Origin of the sequence: Streptomyces buecherae (assembly GCF_014295035.1) — a bacterium.
Lineage (GTDB): Bacteria > Actinomycetota > Actinomycetes > Streptomycetales > Streptomycetaceae > Streptomyces > Streptomyces youssoufiensis.
In genome coordinates this window covers 8,212,936-8,228,908 of record NZ_CP060404.1, presented here as the reverse complement: position 1 = coordinate 8,228,908, position 15,973 = coordinate 8,212,936, and the positions used below count along the sequence as shown (strand labels likewise).

The window sequence follows — 15,973 nt, the reverse complement described above, 5'->3', positions numbered from 1 at the left end:
GACCCCGGCGGGCCGGGCGGGCTCAGCCGGCGGCGTAGACGTCCTCCACGTACCGCCCTTCGGCGATCAGGGTGCCGAGCCACCGTTCGGCGTCGGCGGCCGAGCCGCCCGCGTGGGCGGTGTGGACGTCGCGGAAGGCGGCGCGCACCCCCGGCGCCATCGCCCGGCCGTCGCCACACACCCGGACCCGGGCCCCGGCCGCGAGCAGCGACCAGACCTCCTCCGCCTCCGCGGCGATGCGGTGCTGGACGTAGCGGCCGTGGAGCTCGGGTCGGGTGCTGAAGGCGGGGCGCAGGGCCACCGCCCCGGCCCGCTCGGCCGCGCGCAACTCCTCGGCGTGCAGGAGGTCCGTATCGGGCGCGTCACAGCCGAGGTAGAGCAGCGCGGGGGTGCGCTGCCCGGCCGCCACCCGGTCGGCGATGGCCGCGCGGAACGGAGCCAGGCCCGTGCCCGCCGCGACCATGATCACCGGCGTGGGGTCGGTCGGGTCGAGCCGGAAGGCGTCGCGGCAGGGTTGGACGCGCGCCCACACCCGCTCCCCCGGCCGCAGCCGGTGGGCGTAGCCGGAGCCGACCCCGGCGGCCTGGCGGGAGACCATCAGGTCGGCGCTGCCCGGGTGCTCGGCCGGCGCGGAGGAGATGGAGTAGTGGCGCGGGCGCAGCGGCGGCAGCAGGTCGAGCAGGACCGGCCACGGTAGCGCGCCGCGCAGCGCGGGGTTGGCCTCCACCAGGTCGATGACGGTGCTCGGGTCGTCGGCGGGCAGGGCCGTGAGCGCCGCGCGCTCGGGCGGACAGGGATGGTGCGCGGCGAGGGTGGCGCGCTGGTCCGGGGTGGCTCGCGCGCCGAGTTCCAGGTGGTGGGTGAGGAGTTCGCGGACGGTGATGGGACGGTCGACGGGCAGGCTGGTGCGGCCGGGGCGGGTGGCGCGGACGTCGAGGAGGGTGTCGGGGCGGGCGCCGAGGGCGCGCGCCGCGCGGTCCACGGCCTCGGGCGCGTTGGCGGGCAGCAGCGCGAGGTGGTCACCGGTGCGGTAGCCCGTACCGGCGGGCAGGTCGAGCCGCAGGAAGCGCTTGGGCTTGCGGTGGTCGGGCGCGGTCAGGTCGTGGGCCTCGGTGACGGTCATCGGGGTCAGGCCGTGGCGTTCGACCAGCGCGTCCAGCGGGCCGCCGCGCACCTCGGCGACGGTGTAGCCGGGGCGCGCCGCGGGTTCGTCCTGGCCGGTGGCCGCCGGGTCCCCGTACCGCTCCAGCAGGACGGCGCGCAGCCCACTCGTGAACACCCGTACGGCGTCGGCGAGTTCGCCGGAGGCGTCGGCCTCGGCGCGGGGCAGCAGGCGGGTGGCGCCGAGCGCGCCCAGTCGGTCGTCGACGTGGGCGGGCACGTGCTGGTAGGTGTCGGCCCAGTTGCGGTCGCCGACGCCGAGCACGGCGTACGTCACGCTCCGCGCGGCGCCGGCCGGGGCGTCGGTGAGCCAGCCGACGAAACGCGCCGCGTCGTCGGTGGGCTTGCCGTTGTACGAGGCCGCCACGATGGCCACGGGGCGGTCGGTGGGCAGTTCGCCCGCGTACGCGTCGAGCGCGGCGACCTCGGTGGTGCAGCCGAGCGCCGTGGCCTCGTCGGCGAGGTGGTGGGCCAGCTCGCGGCAGGTGCCGTAGTTGCTGCCGTGCAGCAGCAGCGCGCCGGTGCCCTGGCGCACGCGGCGCGGCAGGCCGGCGCCGGGCTCGGGGGTGGTCTCGACCGGTGGCTGTGCGGCGAGGCCGGTGGCGGAGGTGGGGCCGAACAGGGACCGGTTCGCGCGCCGGTCGGCGGCGGTGCGCGGGCGGGGGGTGAGGGTCAGGCCGTCCGGCTTCAGGGTGAGCGTCTCCTTGACGCGTAGCCGGTAGTCGGCCTGGTCGACCAGGCGGTAGCGGTGCGCGAGCAGGCCGAGCAGCATGGTCGCCTCGTGCAGCGCGAACTGCCGCCCGATGCACGCGCGTTGCCCGGTACCGAAGGGCTTGTACGCGTGCGGTGAGCGCTCCTGCTCCGCCTCCGGCGTGAAGCGCGTGGGGTCGAACAGCTCGACGTTGTCGCCCCAGGCGGCCGGGTCGCGGTGCAGCATCGGGATCAGGACGGTGACGCGCTGGTCGGCGGCGAGTGGGTACCGGCCGCCGACGACGGTGTCCGCGCGGGGCTGGCGGGTGAAGGCCGGCGCGGTGGGCCACAGCCGGAGCGCCTCGTTCAGCACCTGTCGGGTGAAGCGCAGCCGGCCGATGTCCTCGAAGGTCGGATCGGGGTCGGGGTCGTCGCCCCACAGTTCGTCCACCTCGCGCTGGACCAGGCGCAGCGCGAGCGGGTCCTTGAGCAGGTAGTACAGGGCGAAGGACAGGGCGCCGGAGGTGGTCTCGTGGCCGGCGATGAGGAAGGTGATGACCTGGTTGCGGATGTTGGCCGGGTCGAGCGGGGTCTGGTCGGCCGGGTGCCGGGCGGTGAGCATGAGCCCGAGCAGGTCCTCGGCGCCGTGCTGGCCGGCCGGCCGCGTGGACGCGGACGCGGTGCGGGCGGCGATGACCTCGTCCACGACGGAGGCCAGGTAGTCCGTGTCCGCGCGAAACGCCTCGTCCACGGCCCGGTGGTCGCCGCCCGGGGCGCGGCCGACGGAGGTCATGCTCCACTGGAGGCAACGCACCATCGAGTCGATGAAGGGGTGCGGGGTCTCGCGCGCGAACGAGTCGAAGTCGAAGCCGAAGCCCACCAGGCCGATCGTGTCCAGCGTCATCCGGGTCATGTCGTCGGCGACCTCGACCGGGGCGCCCGCGGCGGCGTGCCGGTCCCAGCGTTCGACGACCCGGCGGGCGACCCGGAGCATCGCCGCGTGGTAGGTCCGCATCGAGCCGTGCGCGAAGGCGGGCATGAGGATGTCGTGCGCCTTGGCCCAGTTGGGTTCGTCGTTGTACGCGGTGAACAGGCCGTCTCCCGCGAACTCGCGCACGCTGTGCAGGGTGGGTGAGATGCCCTTGGCGAAGCGCTCCTCGTCGGCGAGCTCGGCGACCAGCTCGAGGGAGGAGACGAACAGCACGTCGCGGCCGTGCAGCCGGCGGCGGAAGATCGGTCCGTGGTGGCGGGCCAGCTCCATGGCCTGTTGCAGGGGCGTCGGCCCGAGGCCGGTCGCCGAGATGTCCACCAGCGGGATGGTGTCGGCGGGTCGGGGCGCGGCTGGCGCCGGGGGTTGGGTGCTGGGCGTCGCGGCGCGGCCTGCGGTGCTGAGCAGGTGTGTGTCGGTCATATCTCCAGCGTCACCAGCCCGGTTGCCCGGCTACCGCGTGGTCACTGCATGATTGTGCAGTGGTTTCTCACGGGCCGCACTTGCGAACGAGGCGTGGAGCGGGGCGATGGCCGAGGACGGCGCGGGTGGTGCCGGTGGTGCGCGGGGCGCGGGTGGTACGGGCGGTGGGGTGGAGCATACGGGCGGCTGGGGCAACTACTTCCTGACGCTGCTGGATCGGCTGCCGCTACCGGTCGCGGTGTGCCGGTCCGACGGTGAGGTACTCATCGCCAACCCGGCCATGGCCAACCAGTGGGGCGAAGTCCCTGGCCGGCTCAACGGGCGCAACCTCCTCGACCTGTTCCGGCCGCGGGACAGGGCGCAGTTGGAGCGGCTGGGCGAGGCGCTGCGACGTGGCTACCGGTCCCGCTACCTGGTGCGGGTGTGCTGGCGGATGGGCGGGGACGGGGCCGCGCGCGAGGGGGAGCTGAGCATCGACCCGGTGGGTGAGGCCGCGCCCAACCGGCCGGCGCTGTTGGTGCTGTTGCGCGTCGGTGACGAGTGCCCCGCGCGGCCGGAGGGGGCCGAGGTGAGCCCGGTGGAGGAGCGGGTGTTGGCGCTGGCGGCCTCCGGGGCGACGACGGCGGCCATGGGCAAGGCCCTGGGCCTGACGGTCGACGGCGTCAACTACCACCTCACCCGGCTCTCCCGGCGCTGGCGGGTGCCCAACCGCACGGCGCTGGTGGCCCGGGCGTACGTCCTGGGCGTGCTGACCCCCGGGGTCTGGCCGCCCGCCACGCGCCGCTGAGCCCGGCGCCCGCGTGCACCGGTCCCCGGATGTGGTCCCGGGGCGGGGACGGGGCGGGATCGGCGCGGGTTCCGGTGGCGGGTGTCGGCCGGCGATGGCGGCGGCACGGCTGCCCGAGGTGGGTGCGGTGACGCGCGGGTGGCCGGGGGACGCCGATCCGTCGCCGGAGGGCGGGCAGCCGGCGGCCCCCGGCGGGGCCGGGTCGCGGCCCCTGGCGACCGGTCGGGGCCGGTTCCGCTTTCCGGGCGGTGGGCGGGCCGGTGCCGGGTGGGCGAGGGTGGGTGGCTCGGCGCGGCGCGATCCGGTACGCGGCGAGGGGTGGGGCAGCGGCCGGGGCGCGGGGTGGTGGCGTGCGGACGGCGCGGGCCGTGGCATCCGGTGGAGACCGGAAATTGCCACGGAGCGGTGTCTATCTTCCTCCCCGGCGCTGGGCCATCATGATCCGCCGTCAACTGTCGGCGGGGAGGACACCATGGCCAGACTCCGACCAGGGCACGGCGTACTGCGACGCAAGCCCATAGCGACCATCGAGGAGGCCGAGGGCGCCGCGAGCGAGCAGCTCAGCCGGAGCCTCGGCCTGTGGCACCTGACGGCGATCGGCGTCGGCGGCATCATCGGGGCCGGGATCTTCACCCTGGCGGGCACCGTCGCGAACGGGACGGCCGGGCCCGCCGTGTTGATCTCGTTCCTGATCGCGGGGGTGGCGAGCGCGGCGGCGGCCTTCTCGTACGCGGAGTTCGCCGGGCTCATCCCGAAGGCGGGCTCGGCCTACACCTACGGCTACGCGGTCCTCGGCGAGCTGGTGGGGTGGCTGATCGGCTGGGACCTGCTGCTGGAGTACACGGCCATCGTGGCGGTCGTGGCCATCGGCATCTCCGGTTACTTCTCCTTCCTGGTGGGAGAGATGGGGGCCGACCTGCCGAACTGGATGCTGGGCGCGCCGGGCACCGGCGACGGTCACAAGGTGGACCTGTTCGCGCTGGTCCTGTGCCTGTTCGTGGCGTACCTGCTGAACCTCGGCATCAAGAGCGCGGCCCGGTTCGAGATGGTCGTGGTGGCGCTGAAGGTGCTGGTGGTGCTGCTCGTGATCGTCGTGGGCTTCTTCCACGTCGACACCGGCAACTACTCGCCGTTCTTCCCGTACGGCGTCGGCGGGGCCTTCACCGGGGCGGCCACGGTCTTCTTCGCGGTCTTCGGCTACGACGCGATGAGCACGGCGGCCGAGGAGTCCAAGGACTCGCAGCGCCACATGCCGAAGGCGATCCTGTACTCGCTGGCCATCTCGATGGTGCTGTACGTGCTGGCCTGCCTGGTCCTGACGGGCATGCAGAACTACACGGAGGTGGACGCTGAGAGCGGCTTCTCCACGGCGTTCAAGTCCGTGGGGCTCGGCGGCATCGCGGACGTCATCGCGGTGGGCGCGATCATCGGCATCCTCACCGTGATGTTCACCTTCATGCTGGGTGTGACGCGGGTGTGGTTCTCCATGAGCCGGGACGGCCTGCTGCCGAAGTGGTTCGCCAAGACGCACCCGACGCGGCGCGTGCCGACCCGGGTCACCTGGATCGTGGGCGTCGCCTCGGCCGGGATCGCCGGCTTCGTGGAGATCGGCGAGGCGGCCGAGCTGACCAACATCGGCATCCTGCTGGCGTTCGTCGTCGTCTGCGTGGCGGTGATCGTGCTGCGCTACCGGCGCGCCGACCTGCCGCGCACCTTCCGCTGCCCCGGCATGCCGATCGTGCCGCTGATCGGCGTGGGCGCCTCCATCTGGCTCACCACCTACCTCCAGTGGCAGACCTGGGTGCGCTTCGGGGCCTGGTTCGGCCTCGGTCTGATCGTCTACTTCGCCTACTCCTACCGGCACTCGGAGCTGGCCAGGTCGGCCGCGGTCGCCCCGGCCGGGCCCGGGGAGGGCCCCACCGGGTCGGGCGGGAAGAGCGAGAAGGGCTGACGGGCTGACGGGCGTTCACCCGTACGACCGCGCGCGACCAGGGCGCCCGGCCGGAGGTGGGACTCCGGCCGGGCGCCCGCGCGCTGTCCGTCACCCGGGCACCGCTCGGCGGGCCCGGGGGCGGGTTCAGCCCAGGCGCCGCCGGCGGACCAGCACCGTCAAGGCCGTGCCCGCGGCGATGGCGAACACCGCGGCGCCCAGCACCCAGGGGTTGCCGAGGGCGCCGGTGAGCGCGAGTTGCCCGTCGTCGCTCTCGGTGCCGTCGCCTCCGCCGCTCCCGCCGGCGGAGGACGAGCCGCCGGCCCCGGCGGGCGCGGTGGGATCGGCGGTCCCGCCGGGAGCGCCGGTCGGACCGGTCGGACCGGTGACCGACGCGCTCGGCTCGACGGTTGGGGCGGTCGGCCCCGTGGTCGGCGCGGTCTCCGTCGGGCCCGGCTCGCCCGGCTCGCCCGGCCCGGTCGGGTCGGTCGGTCCGGTCGGCTCCGTCGTCGGCCCGGTCGGGGTGGGCGTCGGGGTGGGTGGGGTGCCGCAGGACGGCAGGTCGCCGGTGAACGGGTAGCCGTGGAACTCCGCGCCGGAGGAGGCGGTGTGGTCCAGCGAACCGGCCGTGTAGAAGCGCCCGTTCATCCCCGGTACGGAGACCTTCGTGGTGCTCCCCGGCGAGCCGACCAGAACGGCACCCTGGAACTGGGCGCTGCCCTTGATGGTGATCGACGAGGCGTCGGGGAAGTTCCACAGCAGTCGCTCGCGGAAGCCCTCGGGGCCGACGTCGTGGCCGACGTAGCTGCTGATGGTCCGGCTGTCGCCGACCATGTTGACCAGGACGGTGGCGCCGTCGGGGATGCCCTCGAAGGCCATGCCCTGGTCGCCGCCGTTCGCGGAGACGAGGTCGAAGTCGACGTTGAAGACCTGGAGCCGGGAGCTGCCGTCACCGCGGAAGAGGGTCTGGTGGCCCTGGTTGACGGCGGTGCCGGTCGCCGGGCGGGCCGCGCCGTCGACGCGCGCGTAGCAGCCGCTGGACGTGGTCAGGGCGCCGCGCAGACCCGCGTAGGGGGCCGCCGCGTCGGAGACGTGGACGGCATCGGGTTCGGTCCTGCCGCTGCGCTCGCCGGCGTACGTCACCTTCCCGGAGATCGAGCCCTCCTCGGCGAGCAGCCGCTGCCCGTCGGCGACGGTGAGGTCACCGCCGACGGTGAGGAAGTCGGAGCCGTTGGGCGGCGGGACGCGCGAGCCGACGCCGACCACGCCGACGTTGTAGACGCTGGACCCGGCGGTCTTGTGCATCGAGAAGTCGCCCAGGGTGACGATCTTCCCCTCGGTCTCGGCGGCGGAGCCGCCGACCCGGAAGTCGCCGCCCACGAACACGTTGATGTTCTCGTCGTACCCGGCGACCGGCCCGTTGTTCGGGTCCTGCGCCGAGCCGGGGCAGGACGGGCCCGCGCAGGGACCGAGGCCGCCCGGCAGCGGCGCGGCCGAGGCCGTGGTGGAGCCGAGGCCCAGCACCGTCGCGAGGGCCACACCGGTGAGCACGGTCGCTCCCGCGCCCAGTGGTCTTATTCGTTTTCTCTTCATAACGGACATCATGCTATAACGCGCCACATGGCTCATTTTGTTGGGTCACTTCATCTCCCTTCCTCTCATACCGACACCGCGTGACGGAGGGTCGATCCGTCCGTCGCCGTGGATGAGGCGGGCACGGAGCGGTCGGCGCGCGCCTGGTGACGGGCGTTCACGCCGCGCTGGGCGGCCGGGCGGCGCCGTGGGCGCTGGCCCATCGAACGCTGACGGGCCGCCAGCGCCGTACGGAGGGGGCGCCGGGGGCCCGGCGCGGGGTCAGCTCCGCAGCGCCGTCGCCAGGTAGGGGGCCGTCACGCTGGTCTGGGAGGCGGCGACGGTGGCCGGCGGGCCGGCGGCCACGACGTGTCCGCCGCGGTCGCCGCCGCCGGGCCCGAGGTCGACGACCCAGTCGGCGCCGGCCGCGACGGCCATGTCGTGCTCCACCACGAAGACGGAGTTGCCGGCGTCCACCAGGCCGTGCAACTGCCGCAGCAGCAACGCCGTGTCGGCCGGGTGCAGGCCGGTGGTGGGCTCGTCGAGCAGGTAGACCGTGTGGCCCCGGTGCGCGCGTTGCAGCTCCGTGGCCAGCTTGATGCGTTGGGCCTCGCCGCCGGACAGCTCCGTCGCGGGCTGGCCGAGCCGCAGGTAGCCGAGGCCGACCTCGCGCAGCGCGGGCAGCCCGCGCACGGCGGCGGGCACGTCCGCGAGGAAGTCGGCCGCGGCGTCGACCGTCAGCTCCAGGACGTCGGCGATGCTCGCCCCGCGATAGGTGATCTCCAGGGTCTCGGGGTTGTAGCGGGCCCCGTGGCAGTCGGCGCAGGGGGCGTACGTGCCGGGCAGGAAGAGCAGTTCCACGGCGACGAACCCCTCGCCCTGGCAGGTCTCGCAGCGCCCGCCGGCGACGTTGAAGGAGAACCGGCCCGCGCGGTAGCCACGGGCGCGGGCCTCGTCGGTGGCTGCGTACACCTTGCGCACGGCGTCGAACAGGCCCGTGTAGGTGGCCAGGTTGGAGCGCGGCGTACGGCCGATGGGGCGCTGGTCCACGCGGACCAGGCGGTCGACGGCCGCGAGGCCCTCGACCGCCGCGGGCCGGGCCCAGGTCGCCGCGTCCGCGTCCCGCGCGTCGTCGGCGTCGGCGCCCGGCTCGTCGGCGGCGGGGTCGGCCGCGTCGCCCGCGCCGCCCAGGTGGTCGGTCAGCACCTCCGCGAGCACCTGGGTGATCAGGGTGGACTTGCCGGAGCCCGACACCCCGGTCACGGCGGTGAACACGCCGAGCGGCAGTTCCACGTCGAGGTCGCGCAGGTTGTGCCGGCGCACCCCGCGCAGGGTCAGCCACCGCGCGGGCTGGCGCGGGGCGCGGGGGGCGGGCCGTGTCGCGGTGGGGAAGACGTAGTCGCGGGTGACGGACTCGGGCACGTCCGCCAGGCCCGCGACCGGGCCGCTGTAGAGCACGCGACCGCCGTGCTCGCCGGCCCGTGGGCCGACGTCGACCACCCAGTCGGCGCGGCGCACCACGTCCAGGTGGTGCTCGACCACGAACAGCGAGTTCCCGGCCTCCTTCAACCGGTCGAGCACGGTGAGGAGGGCGGCGCTGTCGGCCGGGTGCAGGCCGGCGGACGGCTCGTCCAGTACGTAGACGACGCCGAACAGGCCCGAGCGCAACTGGGTGGCCAGGCGCAGCCGTTGTAGCTCGCCGGCGGAGAGGGTGGGAGTCGGGCGGTCCGTGCTGAGGTAGCCGAGGCCCAGCTCGGTGAGGACCTCGATGCGGGCCACCAGGTCGCGGGCGAGAGTCGCGGCGACCTCGGCGGCGATGCCGGCGCCGTCACCGGGCCCGGCGGCCGTACCGGCCTCGGTGGCCGGTCGCAGGATCTGGGCCAACCGGTCGAGCGGGAGGCTGGCCAGTTCGCCGATGTCGTGGCCCGCGAAGGTGACGGCCAGCGCCTCGGGCCGCAGCCGGCGCCCGCCGCACGCCGGGCACTCGGCGCTGACCAGGAACTGGCGCACCCGGCGGCGCAGGGTCTCGCTCTTGGAGTCGGCGAAGGTGTGCAGCACGTAGCGCTTGGCGCTCATGTAGGTGCCCTGGTAGGGGCGTTGGATGCGGCCGGCGTCGCGCACCGGGTGCACGGTCACCACCGGCTGCTCGTCGGTGAACAGGATCCACTCGCGATCCTCGGCCGGCAGTTCGCGCCACGGTCGGTCGACGTCGTGGCCGAGCGCGGCCAGGATGTCGCGGAGGTTCTTGCCCTGCCAGGCCCCCGGCCAGGCGGCGATGGCGCCCTCGCGGATGCTCAGGTCCGGGTCGGGGACCAGCGACTCCTCGGTGACGCGGTGCACCCGGCCGAGGCCGTGGCACTCGGGGCAGGCGCCGGCGGCCGTGTTGGGCGAGAACGCGTCGGAGTCCAGCCGCTCGACGCCCTCCGGATAGCTGCCGGCGCGGGAGAAGAGCATGCGCAGCGAGTTCGACAGGGTGGTGACGGTGCCGACGGACGAGCGGGTGGTGGGCGCGGAGCGACGCTGCTCCAGCGCGACCGCGGGCGGCAGCCCGCTGATCTCCTCCACCTTGGGCGCGCCGACCTGGTGGATCAGGCGTCGGGCGTACGGGGCGACGGACTCGAAGTAGCGGCGCTGGGCCTCGGCGTAGACGGTCGCGAAGGCCAGCGACGACTTGCCGGAGCCGGACACGCCGGTGAAGACGACCAGCGCATCACGCGGAATGTCCACGTCAACGCCGCGGAGGTTGTGCTCGCGGGCGCCGCGCACCCGCACAAACGAGTCAGTCATCCCTCCATGATCAGCCCCGCCCCGCCCGTCGCCACGCCGGGCCACCCCACCCGGTGCGCCGGGCGTGGGCGCCGGGCGGGGCGGGGCCGGAGACCGCCCGGCCAACGGGGTCGAGGCACCGCTCGCGGATCGATCCGGGCGACGACCGTGCGGCCCGTCGTGACCACGGCGGAGAGGAAGGCCGGCACGGGCCTCGGTCACTCACACGGCTCGGGTTGGCTCGCCGTGACGCAGGCCGCGGCCGAGCATCGGTGGTGGGAAGGCGCACACCGTGGAAGACATGACAAAGGGAACGTGGCGGCATGGCGAGGGACCCCTTCACGACCACCGATGAGCGCGACGTCATCGTGTTGGCGCTGTCCGACCTACCACGGGGCGAGAAACTGGCCGCGCAACTGGGCGAGTACTTCAACCACCGCTATCGCGTCGTACGGGCCTCGACCGCGCAGGAGGCCCGCGAGACGCTGGGCGACCTCGCCGACGTCTCGGGGAGAACGGTCGTCCTGTTCGCCGAAGAAGCACTTCCCGGGGGCTTCTCGGGGCTGGAGCTGCTGCGTGACGAGAGCCTGGCAGGGGTCGCACAGGGGCGTCTGCTGCTGGCCGACGAGCCTGAGCGGGCACTGCGTGACCTTGCCGACGAGGAAGGGGCAGCGGAAGTCGTCGTAGCTCCCCGGTCTCCGTCCACCTCGCCGCAGGAGCCTTCGGACGACCCATTCTGGGAGCAAGCGGAAAAGGTTCTCTACCTCGCGACCCCACCCGGCGAGACAAAGGCCGAAGTGTTCGGGGACCCCAAGACGGATGTGGTCTTTCGCGCGAAGCGGTTCCTCCTTCTCAATCACGTCGCTGTCTATCCCAAAGGTGGCACCGCGTACGAGGTGGTTCCCACGAAGAAAGGCGTACAAGGCACGAAGCTGGTGAAACCAACGCTGAGCGATCTGGCACAGGCGCTGCTCGACTACACGGCTCACGTCCCCGGCAAGACGTATGATCTTGCGGTCGTCGGTGGGGGCCCGGCGGCGATGTGCGCGGCCGTCAACGCCCACGCGTTGTACGGCATGTCAACGGTGATCGTGGAGAACTTCGCCCCCGGCGGCACGGCCGCCACCGCGAACAACACGATCGAGAACTACCTCGGCTTCCCCGACGGCATCCGGCCGGACAAGCTCTCCCAGGAGTGGCTGAAGCACACGGAGAAGTACAAGGTGGCGTGGCTGCACACCTATACCGCCACCAAGCTGGCCAAGCCCACCGGCGACGGCGAGCCGTACACCCTGACAGCGAACTCGGATAAGGCCGGGACTTCGACAACGGTGAAGGCGAAGACGGTACTCATCGCCTGCGGCATGCAGACACCGAAGCAAGGCGGAGAGAACGAGGCGAAGTTCCGGTACAAGGGCGTTTACTACGACGCACTACCCGCGGACGGCCCCGACTACAAGGGAAAAACCGTGGCCGTCATCGGAGGAGGCGACACCGCCGGGCGCGCGGTCGACATCTTCGCCACCAGCGGCGCGACGAAGATCTACCTGATCCTCCGCGGCACCTTCGCGAACGCCCCCATGCTCAAGGACATCAAAAAGCTGGTGGAAAAACACAAGGCCGCGAACAAGGTCGACATGCGGGAGAACACCGAAGTCGTGAAATACGAGGGGGGAACCTACCTCGAAAAGCTGACGCTCACATCGAGCAGCACTCCGATCAACGTCGATGCCGCCTTCGTGCTCATCGGCGGCAAACCCAACACCGAGTGGCTGAGGGACAAGAAACTCGGTCTCTACCTCGACGCTGGCGGTTACGTGCAGACCACGACCATCACCCTCGGCAAGGAACAGGCCCCCCTGGCCACCAACCTCCCCGGTGTCTTCGCCGCGGGCGACGTGCGCGGTGGCGCCACCCGCCGGATCGCCGCCGCGGTAGGCGACGGAGGAACAGCCGCCCTGTCGATCTACCACTACCGCAAGCACAACCCCTGACAACCTGCTCCGCCGCCCGCATGCCGATCACCGTGGCATGGGCGTCGTTGGGGAGAGCCCTCGCAGGCGCGAGCACGCACTCCGCTGATGCGGCGAAACGCACGTCACCGGGGAGCGGCCGTACGCGGCAGGCACAGCCGTGTGCCGGGCCGGGTGGGCAGCGGGCGGGGCGACGAGCGGTTCGTGCGCGTGTCGAAAGCCGACGCTGTCGCCGCCGAAAACTCCCGCGAACTCCTCCCCCGGGCCGGCTTACCCTGCTCCCATGTCGCCCGCGTCGATACCGCCTCCCTTACCCTCCGCTTCCCTCGGCCCCATCCTCCCGGTCGCCGGCCCGGCCGTGCCGCCGGTCACGGCGCCGGCCGCCGGGCCCGCCTGCCCGCTCGCCCCCGCCGGCACGGCCCCCGAACCCACGGCCCCGTCCACGGCTTCGGGCCCCGTCGCCCGGTCGCGGGGCGGCCGTGCCGGCGACGCCGCGGGGTCCGCGCTGGTACCGGCCGACCTGCCGGTCGTCACCGAGATGTCCAGGACCGCGTCCGGACGGGCCTGGCTCGCGGAGCTGCCGGCGCTCATCGCGGAGTTCCGGGACCGCTGGTCGCTGCGGCTCGGCCCGCCGATCCACGGCGGAAGCTGCTCGTGGGTGGCGCCGGCCGCGCTGCCCGACGGCGGCTCGGCCGTGCTCAAGCTGACCTGGCCGCACCGCGAGGCGGCCGGCGAGGCGGCGGGGCTGCGCACCTGGGGCGGCAACGGCGCGGTACACCTGCTGGCCGCCGACGAGCGGCGGCACGCGCTGCTGGTGGAGCGCTGCGTGCCGGGCACCGAGCTGGGCGAGGACGGCCGCCACTCCCCCGACGCCCGCCTCGCCGCCGCGGCGGAGCTGCTGAACGGGCTGTGGTCCGCACCGCCGCCCGCGGCCGGGCTCGAACGGCTCGCGGCGGTCACCCGGGAGTGGGCCACGCTGGTGGAGCAGCGCATGGCGCGGCTGCGGCCCGACTACGACCCGGGGCTCGTGGCCATCGGCGTGGACCTGCTGCGGACGCTGCCACGGTCCGCGACCCGCGAGGTCGTGGTGCACGGCGACTTCAACCCCGGCAACGTGCTGGCCAGCGAGCGCCGGCCCTGGCTGGCGATCGACCCGAAGCCCATGGTCGGTGACCCCGGCTACGACCCGTGGCCGCTGCTCACCCAGTTGGACGAGCCGTTCGAGCGCGACGACCCGGCCCCGGTGCTGGCCCATCGGTACGCCCTGGTCGCGGACGCGGTGGGTGAGGACCCGCGGCGGCTGCTGGCCTGGTCGGTGGCGCGGACGGTGGAGAGCGCCCTGTGGTTCGCGGCGATGGGCGAGGTCGCCGACGGCGCGGAGGAGATGGCGCAGGCCGCGGCGCTGGCCGAACTGGCGGGCCTGTGACGGGAGGCCCCGTGACGGGAGGACCCCTGGTGAGACGGTTCCTGGTGGGACGGTTCCTGGCGGTGCGGCCCTCGCGCGGGCGGACCGCCGGGAGCGTACGGGCGTGAACGCGCCGGCGCCCTCCGCGTCACGGTGACGGGGAGGGCGCCGGCTTCGTGGGGCCGACCGCGCGGGCCACGCGACCGTGGCCCGCGCGGCGGGCGGGGCCGGGCGCTCACGGGGCCGCCGTGGCCAGCGGCTCGGCCGCGTCGGGGCCCGCCGGCGTGGTCGGTCCGTCGGCGGCCACGGCCACGGCTTCGGTGTCGGTGTCGGCGAACTGGGTGCGGTAGAGCTGCTCGTACCGGCCGTGCTGGGCCAGCAGTTCGGTGTGGGTGCCCCGCTCGACGACCCGGCCCTCCTCGATGACGAGGATCAGGTCGGCGGCGCGCACCGTGGACAGCCGGTGGGCGATGACCACGGCGGTCCGGCCCTCCAGCGCCTCGGCCAGGGCCTCCTGCACGGCCGCCTCCGACGTGGAGTCCAGGTGCGCGGTGGCCTCGTCGAGGATGACCACCTGCGGCCTGGCCAACAGCAGCCGGGCGATGGTCAGGCGTTGCCGCTCGCCGCCGGAGAGCCGGTAGCCGCGCTCGCCGACGATGGTGTCGAGCCCGTCGGGCAGCGCCGCGATCAGCCCGTCCAGCCGGGCCCGGCGCAGCACCTCCCACACCTGCTCGTCGGTGGCGTCGGGGCGGGCGAGGAGCAGGTTGGCGCGGATGGACTCGTGGAAGAGGTGGCCGTCCTGGGTGACCATGCCGATGGTCTCGCGGACGGACGCGGCGGTCAGGTCCCGTACGTCGACGCCGTCGACGCGCACCGCGCCGGCGTCCGCGTCGTACAGCCGGGGCAGGAGTTGGGCGATGGTGGACTTGCCCGCGCCGGAGGAGCCGACCAGGGCGACCATCTGGCCGGGCTCGGCGCGGAAGGAGACCTGGTGCAGCACCTGCTCGCCGCCTCGGGTGTCGAGCGTGGCGACCTCTTCGAGCGAGGCGAGGGAGACCTTGTCGGCGGAGGGGTAGCCGAAGTCGACGGCGTCGAACTCGACGGAGACCGGGCCCGGGGAGACCGTGCGGGCGTCCGGCTTCTCGGTGATCAGCGGCTCCAGGTCGAGCACCTCGAAGACCCGCTCGAAGCTGACCATGGCGCTCATGATCTCCACCCGGGCGCTGGCCAGCGCGGTCAGCGGGGCGTACAGGCGGGTCAGCAGCAGGGCGAGGGCGACGACGGCGCCGGCGTCCAGGCTGCCGCGCAGCGCGTAGTAGCCGCCGAGCCCGTAGACCAGGGCGAGGGCCAGGGCCGAGACCATGGTCAGGGCGGTCATGAACACCGTCTGGACCATCGCGCTGCGCACCCCGATGTCCCGCACCCGGCTGGCCCGCGCGGCGAACTCCGCCGACTCGTCGTCCGGGCGGCCGAACAGCTTGACCAGCGTGGCGCCGGGCGCCGAGAACCGCTCGGTCATCTGGGTGCTCATCGCGGCGTTGTGGGTCGCGGCCTCGCGCTGGAGCCGGGCCAGTCGGGCGCCCATCCGGCGGGCCGGCAGCACGAAGATCGGCAGCAGGACCAGCGCCAGCAGGGTAATCTGCCAGGAGAGGCTGAGCATCACGCCGAGCGTCAGCAGCAGCGTGACGACGTTGCTCACCACGCCCGAGAGGGTGTCGCTGAAGGCGCGTTGGGCGCCGATCACGTCGTTGTTGAGCCGGCTGACGAGCGCGCCGGTGCGGGTGCGGGTGAAGAAGGCGACGGGCAGCCGCTGCACGTGGTCGTAGACGGCCCGGCGCAGGTCGAGGATGAGGCCCTCGCCGATGCGGGCCGAGAACCACCGTTGGGTGAGGCCGAGGCCGGCCTCGGCCACCGCGATGCCGGCGATCAGCGCGGCGAGGCCGACGACCTTGCGTACCGCGTCGCCGTCCACGATGGCGTTGACCACCCAGCCGGCGACGACCGGCGTGGCGACCGCGAGCGCGGCGGTGACGACGCTCAGCACCAGGAACCTGACGATCTGCGGGCGGTGTGGCCTGGCGAAACGCGCGATGCGGCGCAGGGCGGCCCTGGAGAAGGGGCGCTTGTCGTTCTTGGCGTTCATCGCGTGGTGGAGCGATGTCCAGGCGGTGACTTCCATGTCCATGGGGCTTGGCTCTCCTCGATGGGTGGCGCACCGCCTGACCGGCGGTTCGAGATGAACGTATGACTTCAACAATTGTTTAAGTCAACACCTCGG

8 protein-coding genes are annotated in these 15,973 nt (G+C 73.6%); 4 read left to right on the top strand and 4 right to left on the bottom strand.

The features are described from left to right. Positions 1 to 22: 22 nt before the first annotated feature. Positions 23 to 3,262 (bottom strand): cytochrome P450, encoded by a 3,240-nt coding sequence (locus tag H7H31_RS32590; protein WP_187060718.1) that lies wholly within the window; start codon positions 3,260 to 3,262, stop codon positions 23 to 25. A gap of 106 nt (positions 3,263 to 3,368) precedes the next feature. Here H7H31_RS32590 and H7H31_RS32585 point away from each other — a divergent pair, with 106 nt between their 5' ends. After that, positions 3,369 to 4,049, top strand: coding sequence for a helix-turn-helix transcriptional regulator (locus H7H31_RS32585; protein WP_187060717.1), 681 nt, complete (start codon positions 3,369 to 3,371; stop codon positions 4,047 to 4,049). Positions 4,050 to 4,521: 472 nt separating this feature from the next. Continuing rightward, entirely contained in the window at positions 4,522 to 6,000 is a 1,479-nt protein-coding gene (locus H7H31_RS32580; protein ID WP_187059700.1) for an amino acid permease, read from the top strand. A 126-nt stretch (positions 6,001 to 6,126) separates the two neighbouring features. Here H7H31_RS32580 and H7H31_RS32575 read toward each other — a convergent pair whose 3' ends face one another. Then, positions 6,127 to 7,572, bottom strand: coding sequence for a choice-of-anchor A family protein (locus H7H31_RS32575; RefSeq protein WP_187118193.1), 1,446 nt, complete (start codon positions 7,570 to 7,572; stop codon positions 6,127 to 6,129). A 261-nt stretch (positions 7,573 to 7,833) separates the two neighbouring features. Beyond that, positions 7,834 to 10,338 carry an excinuclease ABC subunit UvrA gene (locus H7H31_RS32570; RefSeq protein ID WP_187061538.1) on the bottom strand — a complete coding sequence of 835 codons (2,505 nt, stop codon included), beginning with the start codon at positions 10,336 to 10,338 and terminating at the stop codon, positions 7,834 to 7,836. A 302-nt stretch (positions 10,339 to 10,640) separates the two neighbouring features. On the opposite strand from H7H31_RS32570, the gene H7H31_RS32565 reads away from it, so the two are divergent. Together H7H31_RS32565 and H7H31_RS32560 are read left to right on the top strand one after the other, a co-directional pair. Further along, entirely contained in the window at positions 10,641 to 12,311 is a 1,671-nt protein-coding gene (locus tag H7H31_RS32565; protein ID WP_187061537.1) for an NAD(P)/FAD-dependent oxidoreductase, read from the top strand. 262 nt (positions 12,312 to 12,573) lie between these two features. Beyond that, a complete protein-coding gene (locus H7H31_RS32560; RefSeq protein ID WP_232110202.1) occupies positions 12,574 to 13,716 on the top strand; it encodes an aminoglycoside phosphotransferase family protein in 1,143 nt (380 codons plus the stop codon). Positions 13,717 to 13,930: 214 nt separating this feature from the next. Here the strand turns inward: H7H31_RS32560 and H7H31_RS32555 are convergent, their stop codons facing one another. Continuing rightward, entirely contained in the window at positions 13,931 to 15,880 is a 1,950-nt protein-coding gene (locus H7H31_RS32555; RefSeq protein ID WP_187061536.1) for an ABC transporter ATP-binding protein, read from the bottom strand. Positions 15,881 to 15,973: the final 93 nt, after the last annotated feature.